The 16,279-nt window shown below is 68.6% G+C and carries 14 protein-coding genes; 7 read left to right on the forward strand and 7 right to left on the reverse strand.

All coding sequences use genetic code 11. The features are described from left to right. Nucleotides 1-173: 173 nt before the first annotated feature. Nucleotides 174-776, reverse strand: a complete 603-nt coding sequence (locus VHA82_RS02015) for a TetR/AcrR family transcriptional regulator (protein ID WP_325539743.1) — start codon at nucleotides 774-776, stop codon at nucleotides 174-176. A 161-nt stretch (nucleotides 777-937) separates the two neighbouring features. Here VHA82_RS02015 and VHA82_RS02020 point away from each other — a divergent pair, with 161 nt between their 5' ends. Beyond that, complete coding sequence (locus tag VHA82_RS02020) at nucleotides 938-2,956, forward strand: acetoacetate--CoA ligase (RefSeq protein WP_325539745.1); 2,019 nt, start codon at nucleotides 938-940, stop codon at nucleotides 2,954-2,956. 21 nt (nucleotides 2,957-2,977) lie between these two features. Here the strand turns inward: VHA82_RS02020 and VHA82_RS02025 are convergent, their stop codons facing one another. The 5 genes from VHA82_RS02025 to VHA82_RS02045 form a co-directional block, all read right to left on the reverse strand. Then, nucleotides 2,978-3,883, reverse strand: a complete 906-nt coding sequence (locus VHA82_RS02025) for a DMT family transporter (protein WP_325539747.1) — start codon at nucleotides 3,881-3,883, stop codon at nucleotides 2,978-2,980. Between the two features lie 58 nt (nucleotides 3,884-3,941). Beyond that, on the reverse strand, nucleotides 3,942-5,069 hold the full coding sequence (locus VHA82_RS02030; RefSeq protein ID WP_325539749.1) for a fatty acid desaturase family protein: 1,128 nt from the start codon (nucleotides 5,067-5,069) through the stop codon (nucleotides 3,942-3,944). Nucleotides 5,070-5,080: 11 nt separating this feature from the next. Beyond that, on the reverse strand, nucleotides 5,081-5,908 hold the full coding sequence (locus tag VHA82_RS02035; protein ID WP_325539751.1) for a hypothetical protein: 828 nt from the start codon (nucleotides 5,906-5,908) through the stop codon (nucleotides 5,081-5,083). A gap of 247 nt (nucleotides 5,909-6,155) precedes the next feature. Further along, a complete protein-coding gene (locus tag VHA82_RS02040; protein ID WP_325539753.1) occupies nucleotides 6,156-6,674 on the reverse strand; it encodes a MarR family transcriptional regulator in 519 nt (172 codons plus the stop codon). Further along, nucleotides 6,671-7,219 carry a flavin reductase family protein gene (locus tag VHA82_RS02045; protein ID WP_325539755.1) on the reverse strand — a complete coding sequence of 183 codons (549 nt, stop codon included), beginning with the start codon at nucleotides 7,217-7,219 and terminating at the stop codon, nucleotides 6,671-6,673. The genes VHA82_RS02040 and VHA82_RS02045 overlap by 4 nt, the downstream gene beginning before the upstream one ends. Before the next feature lie 17 nt (nucleotides 7,220-7,236). Between VHA82_RS02045 and VHA82_RS02050 the strand changes: the two genes are divergently transcribed. The 6 genes from VHA82_RS02050 to VHA82_RS02075 are packed head-to-tail and all read left to right on the forward strand — an operon-like array spanning nucleotide 7,237 to nucleotide 14,865. Next, the gene (locus VHA82_RS02050) at nucleotides 7,237-8,274 is read left to right on the forward strand and encodes a peptidase M29 (protein ID WP_325539757.1); all 1,038 of its coding nucleotides are present in this window, start codon (nucleotides 7,237-7,239) and stop codon (nucleotides 8,272-8,274) included. Beyond that, nucleotides 8,271-9,056: an alpha/beta hydrolase gene (locus VHA82_RS02055; RefSeq protein ID WP_325539759.1), complete on the forward strand. Its 786-nt coding sequence runs from the start codon at nucleotides 8,271-8,273 to the stop codon at nucleotides 9,054-9,056. The genes VHA82_RS02050 and VHA82_RS02055 overlap by 4 nt, the downstream gene beginning before the upstream one ends. Continuing rightward, nucleotides 9,056-10,294, forward strand: coding sequence for a serine hydrolase (locus VHA82_RS02060; protein WP_325539761.1), 1,239 nt, complete (start codon nucleotides 9,056-9,058; stop codon nucleotides 10,292-10,294). The genes VHA82_RS02055 and VHA82_RS02060 overlap by 1 nt, the downstream gene beginning before the upstream one ends. A 38-nt stretch (nucleotides 10,295-10,332) precedes the next feature. Beyond that, nucleotides 10,333-11,595, forward strand: coding sequence for an acyl-CoA dehydrogenase family protein (locus VHA82_RS02065; protein ID WP_325539763.1), 1,263 nt, complete (start codon nucleotides 10,333-10,335; stop codon nucleotides 11,593-11,595). Between the two features lie 9 nt (nucleotides 11,596-11,604). After that, on the forward strand, nucleotides 11,605-12,489 hold the full coding sequence (locus VHA82_RS02070) for a M14 family murein peptide amidase A (protein WP_325539765.1): 885 nt from the start codon (nucleotides 11,605-11,607) through the stop codon (nucleotides 12,487-12,489). A gap of 36 nt (nucleotides 12,490-12,525) precedes the next feature. Next, the gene (locus VHA82_RS02075; protein ID WP_325539767.1) at nucleotides 12,526-14,865 is read left to right on the forward strand and encodes a xanthine dehydrogenase family protein molybdopterin-binding subunit; all 2,340 of its coding nucleotides are present in this window, start codon (nucleotides 12,526-12,528) and stop codon (nucleotides 14,863-14,865) included. Nucleotides 14,866-14,892: 27 nt separating this feature from the next. Here VHA82_RS02075 and VHA82_RS02080 read toward each other — a convergent pair whose 3' ends face one another. Continuing rightward, nucleotides 14,893-16,221 (reverse strand): D-amino acid dehydrogenase, encoded by a 1,329-nt coding sequence (locus tag VHA82_RS02080; RefSeq protein WP_325539769.1) that lies wholly within the window; start codon nucleotides 16,219-16,221, stop codon nucleotides 14,893-14,895. Nucleotides 16,222-16,279 lie beyond the last annotated feature (58 nt).

A 16,279-nucleotide genomic window follows, 5' to 3' on the forward strand; every position in this document is an offset into this window, starting at 1 on the left:
TCATTGCGGCGCGGCAGCCGGCGCAACGCGTCGATGGCGGAAATCGCGATCCGGAGAGCGGCAACGGCCGTCGCGATGGCGAGGAGTGTCAGCATGGGTGGATCCTTTCTTCGCACGGGTGTGCGAAATATGGGTGCGGCAAGGCGCGGAGGATTTTCATGTCCGCGGCGGCTTCAGGCGAGATAGGTACCGAGCAGGCGCTGCCAGGTGAGGACGGCCCGCTCGGCGGCGCGTGCGTCGCGCAGGAACCGGATGTCGTGCAGCGCGCCCATGATGAGCGAGCAAATCTCGCCCACGAGCTGCTCGGCCACCGTGTCGCGCCTCAGGTGGCCCTGGTCGACCGCCTGCAGCACGGTGCGCCGCAACGCGGCGCGCCAGCGCACCACTTCGTCCTGCAGGAATTCGCGCAGCGGCCCATCGCGATCGTCGTATTCGAATGCGCCGGCGGTATAGATGCAGCCTTGGCTCGCCTCGACGTCGCGAATGCGGCCGATCCAGCGGCGAACGATCTCGTTCAGCCGCGGCAGCCCCTTGGGCTGCTGCATCGCGGGGACGAAGACTTCGGCGAGGAAACGCCGTCCGAATTCCTCGATCACCGCCTTCTGCAAGGCCTCGCGTGAACCGACGCGCGAGAAGACGCCGCTCTTGGAAAGGCCCACGCGATCCGCCACGACCTGCAGCGAAATCGACTCGAGCCCTTCGGCCGCGGCGAGGTCGAGCGCCGCGCCCACGATGGCGGCGCGGGTGAGTTCGCTGCGGGCAGTGCGGGCTTCCATGCGAGGCAATTTAGCACACTCGTGCGAAATTGCAAGCCCACGGCCGACCGCCCGCCAGGCTCGAAGCCGACCGGCTTCCCGGTCATTCCGGGCGGCCATCCTCCGCGGCCACCTCGGCGGCCACCATTGGCGAGAACCCGGGCAGGTGCTAGTCTTTCAGAATGGCGCCGCCGTTTCGACCCCAGATTCGCCTGTATCAGGAGTGGCTTCGCGCCGAGCGCGGCCTGTCGTTCGATTCGTACGACGCGCTCTGGCGCTGGTCGGTGGAGGATCTCCCCGCCTTCTGGCAAAGCATATGGGACTATTTCCGGCTCGTGTCGCCGACGCCGCCCACCTCGGTGCTCGCCGATGCGTCCATGCCGGGTGCTCGCTGGTTCGAAGGCACACGCGTGAACTACGTGCGGCAGGTGATGCGCCACGTGGAACCGGCCGATGCCGCGGGCCTGCCCGCCATCGTGAGCTGCAACGAGCGCGGAAATCTTCGCGAGCTGCGCTGGCCCGATCTGCGGCGGCAAGTGGCCGCGCTCGCGCTGCATCTGCGCGCGCAGGGCGTGCGCCCCGGCGACCGGGTCGCGGCTTATCTGCCCAACATCCCGGAGGCGATCATCGCTTTCCTCGCCACGGCAAGCATCGGAGCGGTGTGGAGCGTCTGCGCACCCGACATGGGAACGAATGCCGTGCTCGACCGGTTCCGGCAGATCGAGCCCAAGGTGCTGATCGCGTGCGACGGCGTGACGTACGGCGGCCGCGATCACGATCGCATCGACGTGGTGGGCCGGCTGCGCGCCGAGCTGCGTTCCGTGCAGCACCTCCTCGTGTGCCGCAACCTCGAAGCCGATGAAGCGCGCCTCGATTCGCTCCGGCCCTGGCACGACCTCGCGCAGGTGCTCACGCGCGACGATGGCGAAGTGCGGGGCTTTGAGCCCGAATGGGTCGGCTTCGACCATCCGCTGTGGATCGTCTATTCGAGCGGCACGACGGGACTGCCCAAGCCGATCGTGCACGGACACGGCGGAACGATCATCGTGGGACTTGCGCTGAAGGTGCTGCACAACGACATCGGCTGCAGCTACGAGCCGAACAGTTTCGGCGAACGCTTCCACTGGTACAGCTCCACCGGCTGGGTGATGTGGAACGCGCAGGCCGCGGGGCTCCTGCACGGCACGACGATCTGCATCTTCGACGGCAATCCGGGCGGCAGCAAGGACGAACCCGACTGGGGTGTGCTCTGGCGTTTCGCGGCGGAGACGGGCGTGACCTTCTTCGGCGCCGGCGCGGCGTTTTTCGCGAACTGCATGAAAGCCGGTCTCGAAATCGGAAAGTGCGGCAACCTCTCGCGCGTGCGCGCGCTCGGCACGACCGGCTCGCCTCTGTCGGAGGATGTCCAGAGCTGGGGCACACGGCAGTTCGAGGCGATCGGCACGCCCGGCATGTGGTGGGCCAACATCTCCGGCGGCACGGATTTCGCGGGCGCTTTCATCGGCGGCAATCGCGAGCTGCCGCAAGTGCCCGGCGAGATGCAGTGCCGCCTGCTCGGCTGCTCGGTTCACGCCTGGAACGAGCGCGGTGAGCCGGTGATCGACGAAGTGGGCGAGCTCGTGTGCACGCGCCCCATCCCGTCGATGCCGCTTTGCTTCTGGGGCGACGAAGGCAACAAGCGCTACATCGCCTCGTACTTCGACACCTGGCCCGGCGTGTGGCGCCATGGCGACTGGCTGAAGATCACTTCGCGCGGCAGCTGCATCATCTATGGCAGAAGCGACGCGACGATCAACCGTCATGGCCTGCGCATGGGCACGAGCGAGATCTATCGCGCGGTCGAGGCCCTGCCGGAAGTGATCGACTCGATGGTGGTGGACCTGGAGTACCTGGGGCGCGACAGCTACATGCCGCTCTTCGTGGTGCTGCGCGAGGGCGTCGCGCTCGACGACGACTTGCGCGCGCGCATCGGCGGCGGCATCCGCAAGGCGCTCTCGCCGCGCTTCGTCCCCGACGAGATACTTCAGGTGCCGGAGATTCCGCGCACGCTCTCCGGCAAGAAGCAGGAACTGCCGATCAAGAAGCTCCTGCTGGGCCAGCCGATCGAAAAAGTCGTGAACCAGGACGCGATGGCCAACCCGGCGTGCCTGGACTGGTACGTGGCGTTCGCCGCGCGGCGCGCGGCCGCACGCGCTGCCTGACGGCTCGCCGCATTCACGAGGTTACCGGGCCATCCGCGCTCGGCGGTTCACGAGCACGATGCCCGCGGCCACGCCCACGAGCGCGAGCACGAGGCGCGGCGTCAACGGCTCGCTCAGGAGGGCCACGCCGAACACGAGCGCGAACACCGGCGTGAGAAAGCTGAACGACGACATGTGCGTGGCCGGGTAGTGCCGCAGCAGCCACATCCACGCGAGAAAGCTCGCGAAGCCACCGATCGCGATCTGCACGGCGATCGAGGTCCACGCGTAAGCGGAATAGTCGAGCGACCACCTTTCGCCCAGCGCGAGCGACAAGAGCGGCGCCACCGCCGAGGCCACGGCCACCTGGTAGAAGAGCGTCTTTTCCGCGCTCGAGCTTGCCATGGCCGACGTGCGGATCACGACTGTCGTGAAGCCCCACAGCGTGCCGGCCGCGAGCGCCAGCGCGTCACCGCGCAGCTGCCGCGCCGTGACTGCGCCCGCGAAGGCCTCGCTGAAGGCGAACGCAACGGCCGCGAACGCGATCACGAGCCCAGTCCACTGCATGCCGCTCAGGCGCTCGGAGACTGCGAAGCGCGGCAGAACGAGAGCCACCACGAAAGGCGCCGTATACAGGAACACGGTGAGCCGCGAGGCCGTCGTGTCCCGCAGCCCGAGATAGACGCAGGCGAATTCCGCGGCGAACAGCGCTCCGGCGAGCAGCCCCGCGCGCAGCGTGCCGTCGCGCTCGAAGAGGGGAATGCCGCGCATCGCGCACCACAGCCACAAGAGCAGCGTGGCGCCCCCGAAGCGCATCGCCGCCTGCCAGAGCGGCGGCACCTCGGAGACGGTCGTCTTCACGAGCACCTGCTGGAACCCCCAGAAGAGGCAGCAGGCAAGCAGCACCGAAGCGGCGAGCGTGTCGAGGCGTTCCTTGCGCTGGATCATCGCCCGATGGTAGCGGCGAATCGCCGCGGCCTCGACCGCGGCGCGCGGCGCGCCCCGCTCAGGCGGCGATCTCCATGAGGTCGCCGAACTTCGAGCGGTTGGCCGCCTGCGGGTAGCTCACGAGGCGCGGGGAGGTCGGCCGCCCGTCGAAGTCGATCCAGTGGTGATGCTCGTAGTCGTACAGCTTGCAGCGGGCCGCCACGTCGATCAGCGTGCGCAGGCGAAACGGTACGGTCACGCTCGCTTCGCCCATACGAGCGGCGAGTTCCCGTTGCGCGTCGTAGAGGCGGTAGCAAGGGATGCTCGGGCACACGTGATGCGCGGCATGGCAGAAGGCGTGGTGGAAAAGCGAGCTCACCCAGCGCGGCATGTCCACATGCACCGACAGCTCCTCGGAGCCGTGTTCCACGTGGCGCGCGTCGCCTTCGCCGAACCATGGGACGCGGGGGTCGGTGTGCTGGAAGTAGACCGTGAAGCCCATGTTGGCCTGAAACACGAGAAAGGGCACCACGAGCGTGAAGAACAGGTTCACGGCGAACTGCGCAATCGAAAACGCACCCGCATGGACGCTCGCGTACGCGATGGCCGCGAGCAGCACGCTCACGTAGACGCCCAGCACGGCCGCGAAACCCCACGCGCCGCGCCGCACGTTGGCGGGCATGGTCTTCTTCGGAAACGTCTCGGACTTCAGCATGCGCATCACCGCGCCGTAGGCCATCCAGGACAGGGGATTGCCCGAACGGATGAAGCGTTCCCAGGCGCGCCGCCAGGCCGGCATCGCTTCGTACTGCGCGAGCGACAGCGGCCGGTAGGCGTCCGGCTGCGGGCCGTTCACCATCGGGTGGTGGCGCAGCAGATGGTCGTACAGGCGCAGCCGGTAGTTGTAGAAGCCCGTCATGTACGAGATCGCGCCGATCACCTTGTTCAGGCGCTTCGAGGCGGTGAGGGTGTTGTGCGCGGCGTCGTGCGCGATCGCGTAGAGCGTGCTCATGCGCCAGCCGGCGAGGAAGCCGCCCGCGACTCGCAACGCAAGGTTCGTGGCGAGGAGCGCCACCGCCGTGCCCGCGAGGAAGAGCGCGTAGTCGGCCGCGAAGCGCAGCACGCCTTGCAGCGTGTCCGGCTTCGCGTACGGCAGGAGCGCCTTCACGAGCTGCGGCCGGGACTGAATGCGAACGATGGAAGTCATTCGAAGTCTCCTCAGGCGGCGGTGGCGGTGGATTCGGCGAAATTGCCCTGGGCAGCCGTGCGCGCGTGCCTCGCCAGCACGGCGGGCGCGGAGCTGTCGTCGTGCGGGCGCAGCCACGGCACGACGAGCCCGAGCTCCAGGTAGCGCAGTTCGAGCGCGTACAGCGCGGCGAGTTCGTCGATGCTGCTGTAGGAGAGGTACATCTTCACGTCCTTGTCGAGGGCGGCGAGGTAGCCTTCCAGAACCTTGTCGACGTGCATGTGGTGCCAGCAGCCGGCGCGCAGGTTGAGGCCGGCCTGGTACATCGGGTCGAACGTCATGCACGTGAGCCAGGCGAGGCCGCGCTTCGAACGCAGGGCCGCTTCGTCGTTGATGATGCGCGCGAGGTAGCCCGACAGGCCGTGTCCCCGCCAGCGGCGATGCACCCAGCCCGCCCCGAGATAGCCGAAGCGAGCGCCGGGCGCGAGCCGGCAGCCGGTGCCGCGGATGTACGGTTCGATCTTCTCGCCCTGCTGGGGGTACAGGCCCCCATCGGCGAAGAAGTCGGCCGCGTGCTGGCCTTCATCGCCGTTGGTCATGACGCGCAGCCCCGCCATCGCCACGATGTCGGGGCCGTCGCTCAGGCTGACCCAGAAGTGCGGGCTCGGCACCCCCACCGGGCGCTCCAGCATGAAGGGCAACTGGACGTAGCCGGTCTCGGTGAGCGCCGAATAGGTGCTCACGAGATCCAGCATGTCGTCGCTGATGCGCGCCTGAAGCCCGAGCTCACGCTCGAGCCGGCGCATGAGCAGTTGCTGGTGGTGTGCGAAGAGAGTGTCTTCGATGCGGATGTCCGCCATGGTCATATCTCCGGGGAGGTGGGCAGGCAAGGGACAGCCGCGCACGCGGCCCACCGGCGCGCGCGAGTCTGGAAGCCGTCGATCCGGCAGTGGCAATGGAGTCGCAGCAATGTGGTGCCCAGAGCCGTCTCCTGCAGTCGGACTGCACGGGGCAAATAGTGCACCGAGGCGAGCCGGTTGGGGCAAGCCCTTAAGCGCGATGCCTAGAGGTTGACAGCCTAATCCTGTGTGTGGTTAAGCAAAATGCTTAAGCCGGGTAGGCGCTTTGCTTAGAACTCGGCCGTGCGAGCGCGAGGCTGGCCAGCAGGCGCTTGAGTGCGGCCTTGTCTCTCGCCGACAACATGCGAAGCAGTTCGGCCTCCTGTTGGCGAGCCCTTTCCACCAGGGGCTGCACGAGCCGCCGGCCCCCGGGCGTCGCGGCGACGAGCGTGCGGCGCTGGTCGGCGGGATCGGCCTCGAGCCGCAGCCACCCCTGGTCGGCCATTCGCCGCGCGAGCTTGGTCACGGTGGGCTGCTTGGAAAGCACCTCGTGCGCGAGGCGGCTCACGGTGAGCGGCTCGCTGTCGTGCAGCGTGGCGAGCACGCGCCATTCGATGGAGCTGAGCCCCGCCGCGCGCACGTGGGCATCGAACTCCTTGTAGAGCGCGTGGTTCGCCTGGCCGAGAAGGTAGCCGAGGTAGCCGTCGACGAATCGGCGCGGCGCGGCCGCCCCTCCGAGGGCAGGCGCGTCGGATGGCGAGCGCGGTGTGGCGGGCCGGCGCTTCACAGCGGATGCTCGGTGAAGTAGCGCCCGCCATGGAAGAGGAGGGGCGATGCCCCGGCGCGGACCGTGCAGCGCTCCACCTCGCCGACGAAGATCACGTGGTCGCCTTCCTCGTAGCGGCTCCTGTTGAAGCATTCGAAGGTCGCCGCCGCGCCGTGCAGGAGCGGAGCGCCGCCCGCGCCTTCGTCGAACGTGACGCCGCGCCAGCGGTCCGCGCCGCGCCCGGCGAAGCGCTCGGCGAGCGGCTTCTGATCGGCCGCGAGCACGTTGATCGCGTAGTGCGAGCCTGCGCTGAATACGGACAGCGAGGCGGCCGATCTCGCGAGGCTCCAGAGCACGAGCGGGGGCTCGAGCGACACCGAATTGAACGAGTTGGCCGTGAGACCGATCACCCGCGCATCCCCGGTGCGGGCCGTGACGATCGTCACGCCGGTGGCGAACATGCCGAGTGCCGCGCGGAACTGGGGCGCGGAAAAACTCGGAGGCTGGGCCTTGCGTGGCGGGCTCACGTACGGTTCGAAGGAAGAGCAGTTTGCATGAAATTTCATGTATTATGGTCCAGACCATGCTGAGAGAAACCCTGGAGCCCGCATGGCTGGACGCTTTCGAGAACGTCCTGCGGCGCTCGGCGCTTCGGCCGGGCGACACGGTCGCGGTGCTCTCCGAAAGCCAGAGCCGCAGGGTGCTGGTGGAACTCGCGCGGCTCGCCGCGCACCGCCTGGGCGCGCGGGTGTTCGAGCTCACGCTGCCCAGCGTGTTCTCGCACGACGTGCCGGTGCAGCGTTCGACCGGCGCGTCGCCCGTGCTGGCCGGCATCGCCCCCGTTGTCTCGGCGCTCGCTTCGAGCACGCTGGTCGTCGACTGCACCGTCGAGGGCCTCATGCACGCGCCGGAGCTGCCGCGCATCCTGCAAGGCGGCGCGCGTGTCGTCTACGTGAGCAACGAGCACCCGGAAGCCCTCGCGCGGCTGGTGCCCGACGACACGCTCGAGCCGCTCGTGAAGGACCACCTGAAGCGGCTGCGGGCCGCCACGCGAATGCACGTCACGTCGCGCGCGGGCACCGACCTGCACGTTTCGCTCGCGGGTGCGACCTGCGGGGGAAACTGGGGCTTCACGACTCGGCCCGGCACGCTCACGCACTGGCCGGGCGGCCTCGCCCTCGCCTTTCCGGCGGCAGGGAGCGTGAACGGCACGCTCGTGCTCGCCGAAGGAGACGTCAACCTCACTTTCAAGCGCTACCTCGAGCGGCCGGTCGCGCTGCGCATCGAAGACGACTTCGTGACGCGCATCGAAGGCGAGGGCGTCGATGCGCAACTGCTGCGCAGCTACTTCGCCGCCTGGGGCGACCGCGAAGCCTATTCCGTGAGCCACGTGGGGTGGGGACTCAACGCGCGGGCCCGCTGGGACAGCATGGCGCTTTACGACAAGCGCGATTTCAACGGCACGGAACTGCGCGCGTTCGCCGGCAACTTCCTCTACAGCACGGGCGCCAACGAAGTGGCCCGGCGCCACACGCTCGGGCATTTCGACCTGCCGGCGACGGGCTGCACCGTCACGCTCGATGGCGTCCCGGTGGTGCAGGACGGACAATTGCAGCCATGACGGCCATCCCCTCCTTCACCGTGCTGGGCGGCGGCCCCACGGTGCTGATGCTGCACGGCATCGGCGGCGGGCACCTCGCCTTCGCGCCGCAAGTGGAGGCGCTCGCTTCGGCCGGGTATCGCGCGGTGGCCTGGGACATGCCCGGCTATGGCCACAGCGCGCCGATCGAGCCCTATACCTTCAAGGGGCTCGCGCAAAGCTGCATCGCGCTCATCGAAAGCCTCAAGTGCGGCGAAGTCGTGCTGCTCGGCCACAGCATGGGCGGCATGGTGGCGCAGGAAGTCGTCGCGCGCCGGCCGGAACTCGTGGCGAAGCTCGTGCTGTGCGGCACCTCGCCCTCGTTCGGCAAGCCGGACGGCGACTGGCAGCGCGAATTCGTCGCCGAGCGCACGGCACCGCTCGATGCGGGCCGCAGCATGGCCGAACTCGCCGAGGAACTGGTGCCGCGCATGGTGGGCCCGGCGTCGCTGCCCGAAGGCGTGCGCCTCGCCACGCATTGCATGAGCCTGGTGCCCGAGTGCACCTATCGCCGCGCGCTCGAATGCCTCGTCACATTCGACCGGCGCGCGAGTCTGCCTCGAATCCAGGTGCCCACGCTCCTCGTTTCGGGGCAATACGACCGCAATGCGCCGCCTTCGATGATGAAGCGCATGGCCGACGCGATCGCGGGCAGCACGTACCGGGAGATGCGCGGCGTGGGCCACCTGCAGAACCTCGAGGCGCCGGACGATTTCGACGGCGCCTTGCTCGACTTCCTCGCGCTGCCGCGCATGCTGCATTGATGGCAACGGCACGCTCGCTGTGGCTCGCTCTCCTGTGCGCCTGCGCGTTCGCCCACGCCGAGCCCGACGAGCTCGCATTGGGCCGGGCGCGCGGCTATCCGGCGGCCGAATCCGCAGCGGGCATGGCGGCGCCGCAGTATCGCGTCGGCTCCTGGTCGGCGCTCGACACGGTCCCCGGCGTGCAGGTGCACCGGGTCGCCGCGTCGCCGTCGGCGCGGCCGTTGCCGCGCGCAGCCCATCCGCCGCCGATCCGCTACCGCCTGCGCAACGCCGCTTACACGCTCGACGACTATCTCGAGCGGCAGCGCATCACCGCGCTCATGATCCTGAAGAACGGCGAGATCGTCGCCGAGCGCTACCGGTACGGGCGCGCCGAGCATGCGCGCTTCCTCGGCTTTTCGATGAGCAAGAGCATCGTGTCGCTGCTGGTGGGCGTCGCCGCGGCGAACGGATCGATCGCGTCGCTCGACGACCCCGCGTCGAAATACGCGAAGGAGCTCGCGGGCTCGGCCTATGGCGATGTCACGATCCGCGAGCTGCTTCGCATGTCCTCGGGCCTCACGTTCACCGAGCGGTACGACGGCCGCGACGACGTGGCGCGGATGTCGCGTGCATTCGCGGGCCCCGAGGGCACGGTGCCCGTGCTGCGTTCCATCGTGGAGCGCCATTCGCCGCCGGGAGAAAAGTTCGTCTATGCGAGCGCGGAAAGCGAGGCGCTCGGCCGCGTGCTGCACGGCGCGAGCGGCCGGAGCCTGGCCGAGCTCACCGAGAAGTGGCTGTGGCAGCCGCTCGGCGCGGGAGACGACGCGTTCTGGCGCGTGGGCGGCGACGGCATGGAAGGGGCGTGGGGCTACTTCAACGCGTCGCTTGCCGACTGGGCGCGGGTCGGACTTCTGCTTGTGCACGACGGCAGGGTCGGTGAAAGGCAGGTCGTGCCGCGCGACTACCTGCTCGATGCCACCGATACCGAGCGCGAGCCCGAAGCGTTCCGTCCGAGGCGCGCAACGCCGTACACGGGCTACGGCTACCAGTTCTGGCTGATGCCGATGCGCGAACGCACGTTCGCGCTTCAAGGCGTGTACGGCCAGGCCATCTTCGTGCAGCCGGCCAGCGGCATCGTGCTCGTGCAGCTCGCGGTCTACGATCCGGCGAGCGCGAAAACCGATCCGGTGCCTTTCCGCGAACGCGACGCCTTCTGGCGCGGTGTGCTGCAATCGCTGGGCGGCAGCACGGAATAGGATGCCGGCAATAGGATGCCGGCGGGAGGACCGAATCGATGCAATCCGAAGCAACGCAAGCCCTCAGCTTCGCTCCTGCGGTCGGCGACCACGCTTTCACCGACCGGCAGCGCATGCTCCTCGCGCTCGTGCACGAACTCGGACGCACGAAGTTCGCGCCCCGCGCGGCGCGGTGGGACGAGGAGGCGAGCTTTCCTCACGCGAACTACGACGATATGCGCGAAGCCGGCCTGCTCGCGCTGTGCGTGCCGCAGGCGCACGGCGGGCTCGGTGCCGACTATCCCACGTACATGATGCTCGCGGCCGAGCTGGGCCGCTTCTGCGGCGCGACGGCGCTCACGTGGAACATGCACATCTGCTCCACGCTCTGGACCGGCGTGCTGGCCGACGCCATCCCCATGGAGTCGGCGCAGCGCGCCGAGCACGAGCGGCGCAGGCAACTGCATTTCCGCCGTGTCGTCGAGGACGGGGCGATCTACGCGCAACCGTTTTCGGAAGGCAGCGCCGCCGCGGCCGGGCGCGCGCCATTCGGCACCACGGCGCGCAAGGTGGAAGGCGGCTGGATTGTGAACGGGCGCAAGATCTTCGCCTCGCTTTCCGGTGCCGCCGACTACTACGGCGTGCTGTGCACCGAGGACAAGGGCGACCAGCATCCCGACGTGCGCGACACGCTGTACCTGGCCGTGCCCGCGCGCGCGGAAGGGTTCGCGGTGAGCGGCGAGTGGAACCCGCTCGGCATGCGCGGCACGGTGAGCCGCAATCTCACCTTCCGCGAGGTGTTCGTCGGCGACGACGAGCAGCTCATGCCGCGCGGCATCTACTGGACGGGCGCGCAGACATGGCCGGCGATGTTCTTCACGCTCGCACCCACTTACCTCGGCATCGCGAACGCCGCCTATGACTTCACCGTGCAATACCTGCGCGGCGAAGTCCCCGGTGAGCCGCCGGTGAAGCGGCGCATGTATCCGACCAAGCAGGTGGCGGTGGCGCAGATGCGCATCCAGCTCGAGCAGATGCGCAGCATCTTCCTGCGCGCCGCGCTCGAGGCGCGGGCGAACCCGTCGAAGGACGAACGCATGCGCCTCTATGCCGCGCAATATACGGTCATGGAAGGCGCCAACGACGTGGCACGGCTTGCGATCCGCACCTGCGGCGGGCAGAGCATGATGAAGCACCTGCCGCTGGAGCGCCTGTACCGCGACAGCCGCTGCGGCTCGCTGATGCTGCCCTGGACGGCCGAGCTCGTGCTCGACCGGATGGGCCGCGAAACGCTGTACGAGCCGGGAGAAAGAGACGAATGAGGGGGACGCATGGATGAACGAATGAAGGCACGGGTGCGCGCACCGATGAAGACGGCGCTCGTTGCCGCATTGCTCGCGGCGGCAGCCGCGCAAGCTGCCCCGCCGGGTGCGGCGCTGCCGCGCGCGCCGTGCGACGAGCTGTCCCACCGCCTGCCCAACGTCACGCGCAAGCTGTGCGAGTCGGCTGCGCTCGCCGACAGCGGCGCCCGCTCCGTGAAGGGCGCGCCGATCTGGCGCAGCGACGTGTCGGTCGACAAGGCGCAGTTGCGCGTGCTCGTGATCGGTGCGATCCACGGCGACGAGCTGTCGTCCGCGTCGCTCGCCCTGCATTGGCTGCAGCTGGCTCGCACCGAACCGACCGAGCTCGCGCAACCGGTGCACTGGCGCTTCGTGCCGCTCGTCAATCCGGACGGGATGCTCGCTCGGCCGCCCCAGCGCGGCAATGCCAACGGAGTCGACCTGAACCGCAATTTTCCGACGCCGGGATGGGAGCGCGAAGCGGCGTCCTACTGGGACAAACGCACGCACAAGGATCCGCGCCGGTGGCCGGGCAAAAAGCCGCTGTCGGAGCCGGAGACGAAGTTCATCTTCGAGCAGATGCAAAGCTTCCGGCCCCATCTCATCGTGTCGATTCACGCGCCCTACGGGATTCTCGACTTCGACGGCCCGACGGTGCCGCCGTCGAAACTCGGCCGGCTCTATCTCGACCAGATCGGCATCTTTCCCGGCTCGCTCGGCAACTACGGTGGGGTGCACAAGGGCATTCCCGTCGTGACGATCGAGCTGCCGAATGCGCAGCGCACGCCGCTCGACGCGGAGATGCGGCAGATGTGGCTCGACCTGCTGCGCTGGATGAGCGAGAAAGGACCGGCGCTCGCGTCGTCGGCGCGCTGAAGCGCTCTCGCCCGAAATCGGCGAGACTTCGGCCCCATGGACCTCACCACACCCACCGGCGCCGGCGTGGCGCGTTTCGGCAGCGGACAGGCCGTGCGCCGGATCGAAGACGAAGGCCTGCTGAGGGGCGAAGGCCGCTACACGGACGACCTCGTGCCGCAGGGCCAGTTGCGCGTGGTCTTCGTGCGCTCGCCTTATCCGCATGCGCGCATCGTCTCGGTCGATATCGAGGCGGCCCGGGGCATGCCCGGCGTCGTGCACGTCGCGACCGGCGCCGAGCTGCATGCGGCCGGCGCGAAACCGATCCCGGGCAATCCTGCGTTCCGCCGTGCGGATGGGCCGGGCGTGACTTCGCCTCGCCGAGTGCTCGCGCACGAGCGCGTGCGGTTCGTGGGCGAACCCGTGGCGGCCGTCGTCGCCGAAACGCTGCAACAAGCGCGCGATGCCGCAGAAGCGGTGTTTGTCGACTATGAAGAGCTGCCGCACGTGACCGACATGGCCGACGCGGTCTCGGGCAAGGCCGTGCTGGCCGAGGGCGCGCCGGACAACATCGCGGCCGAGATGCGCTATGGCGACGCGAAGGCCACGGCGGCCGCGTTCGACCGTGCCCGGCATCGTGTGGCGATGCGCATCGAAAACCAGCGTGTGGTGGCGTTGTCGATCGAGCCGCGTTCGGTGCTCGCCTGGGTGGCCGAAGATGGGCGGCTCACCCTTCGGATGAGCTCGCAGATGCCCTCGGGCGTGCGCAATTCGCTGTGCAACGACATCTTCGGCTGGCCGCGCGAGTCCGTGCGCGTGACGGTGGGCGACGTGGGCGGCGGCTTCGGCATGAAGACCGGCATCTATCCGGAAGACGCCGTCGTCGCGTGGTGCGCGCGCACGCTGCGGCGCCCGGTGAAGTGGATCGCCGACCGGAGCGAAGAATTCGTGAGTTCGGCGCACGGCCGCGACCAGGTGGCCGAGGCCGAGATGGCGCTCGACGGCGAGGGGCGCATTCTGGCCTTGCGCCTGCGCACGCAGGCCAACGTCGGCGCGTACGCGACCGGCAGCGGCATGGTGATCCCGATGGTGGTGGGCCCCTGGGTCACGACGAGCGTGTACGACATCCCCCTCATCGACTTCCACTTCCAGTGCGTGATGACCAACCGAACGCCGACCGGCGCGTATCGCGGCGCGGGACGTCCCGAGGCGATCTTCCTCATCGAGCGCATGATGGACGAAGCGGCCCGCGCGAGCGGGATCGACCGCATCGAACTCAGGCGCCGCAACTTCGTGCAGCCGCAGCAGATGCCTTATAAGAATGCGATGGGCCAGGTCTACGACGTCGGCGACTTCGGACGGATCATGGAAAAGGCCCTGGCGCTTGCCGACTGGTCGGGCTTCCCGGCGCGCGCGGAGCAAAGCCGCCGGCGCGGGAAGCTTCGCGGGCTGGGCATCGCCACGTTCCTCGAGTGGACGAGCGGCAATACGTTCGAGGAACGGGTGACCGTGAGCGTGCAGGCCGACGGAACGATCGAAGTGTTCTCCGCCGTGAACCAGATGGGCCAGGGCATCGCGACGTCGCTCGCGCAACTCGTGGTCGACGTATTCGGCGTGCCGATCGATCGCGTGAAGGTGGTGCTCGGCGACACCGATCGCGGCGACGGCTTCGGCAGCGCCGGCTCGCGCTCGATCTACATCGGCGGCTCGGCCCTGAGCGAGGGCGCGCGAAAGACGCTCGAGCGCACGCGCGAGCTCGCCGCGGAGGCGCTCGAAGCATCGGCACAGGATGTCGACTATCGCGAAGGGCGCTTCACCGTGCGCGGAACGGATCTGTCGATCGAACTCGGCGACGTGGCCACGCGACAGCCGCAGCAGCGCATCTTTCTCGAAAGCACGACGGCCGTGGCCGGCCCGAGCTGGCCGAACGGCTGCCACGTGAGCGAAGTGGAGATCGATCCGGCCACGGGAGAAGTGCAGGTCGTGTCGTATTCGAGCGTGAACGACGTGGGACGCGTCGTGAATCCGATGATCGTGCAGGGGCAGCTCGACGGCGGAGCGGTGCAGGGCATCGGGCAGGCGCTGGCGGAGCTCATGGCGTATGACCCGCAAAGCGGTCAGCCGATTTCCGGCAGCCTGATGGACTACGCCGCGCCTCGCGCCGGCGTGGTCGCGTGCGAATTCCGCACCGAGACCGACGAGACGATCCCGTGCAAGAACAATCCGCTGGGCATCAAGGGCGTGGGCGAGCTCGGGACCATCGGCGCCACGCCGTGCATCGTGAACGCCGTCGCGGACGCGCTGGCTCGCGCCGGCCGGCGCGAAGCAGCGCGCACGATCCAGATGCCGCTCACGGCGGCCAAGGTGTGGGATGCGCTCGCCACGCCTGCCGTGTGAGGGCGGCCCCGCCCGGAAACGCGCGATTTACGCCGGTTGCACTTCCAGTCCGCGTTGCGGCTTCTTCTCGAAGCCATGGAAGTCGAAGCCGATGCGCGGCTGCCGGCCGCTCAGCAGCTCGGCCATGGCCTTGCCCGAGCCGGCGCCGTGGGTCCATCCGAGTGTGCCGTGGCCCGCGTTCACCCAGAGCCGCCCGACTCTCGTGCGGCCGATGTAGGGCACATTGGTCGGCGTCGAAGGCCTGAGACCGGTCCAGAAACGCGGCTCGCCGCCTTCTTCCGGCAGGCGCGTGTCCACCGCGCCCGGCAGGACTTCCTCGATGCGCCTGGCAAGCATGCGACAACGCGCTTGCGCCACCGCAGAGTCGAGGTCGAGGTTGAAGCCGGAGAGTTCGATGGTGCCCGCGACGCGAAGCTCGTCGCCCAGGCGGCTCATCGCAATCTTCAGCTCGTCGTCGATCGCGCTCACGAAGGGCGCGGCCTCGGGCTTTCTCACCTTGAACGTCGCGCTGTAGCCCTTGCCCGGATAGATCGGCAGGCGGATGCCGACGCTTCGCAGCAGCGGGGCCGAATAGGAGCCGCACGCCACCACGACCTCGTCGGCCACGATGCGCTCGGTCTTGCCGCCGATGCGGTCGCGCACGATGACGCCGGTGATCTCGCCGCCGGTCTTTTCGAGCCGCAGGATGTCGTGATTGAACCGGAAGTCCGCGCCGCGGGCGGCCGCGAGCATCGCGAGCTGCTCGGTGAATGCGCGCGCGTCGCCGCTTTCGTCGCTGGCGGTGTAGGTGCCGCCGACGATGCGGTGCGCGAAGCTCGCGAATGCGGGCTCGATGCGCAGCAGCTCTTCTTTCGTCACGACCTTGCGGTTCACCCCGTACTTCTGCATGAGGCGCGCCGCCTCGCCGGCCGATTCGAACGCTGCCGGGTCGGTGTAGTAGTGGGCGATGCCGCGCTTCAGGCGCTTGTATTCAACGCCGGTCGCGCGAACCACGTCCTTCAGCGCCGCGTGGCTGTAGTTGCCAAGCGCCACGAGTTGAGCCACGTTGCGTTCGAAGGCGCGGTCGTTGCATTGCGCGAGAAACTCGAGTCCCCAGCGCCACTGCTGCCAGTCGAGCTGCGGGCGAAAGAGGAGCGGGGCGTCGTTGCGCAGCATCCACTTCAGCAGCTTGGCGGGCGCATGCCTGTTCGCCCACGGCTCGCAATAGCTCACCGAAATCTGCGCGGCGTTCGCGAAGCTCGTTTCGCGCGCCGCCGCCGCCTGGCGGTCGATCACGATGACGTCGTGGCCGCGCTCGAGCAGGTGCCACGCGGTGGAAGTGCCGATGATGCCGGCGCCGAGGACGAGGATTTTCATGCCCGCCAGTGTGCGGGGAATTGCCTCGCTGCAAAAGAGAAATTAAACTTTCTCGGAA

Origin of the sequence: Ramlibacter sp. (genome assembly GCF_035548915.1) — a bacterium.
Classification (GTDB): Bacteria; Pseudomonadota; Gammaproteobacteria; order Burkholderiales; family Burkholderiaceae_C; genus Ramlibacter.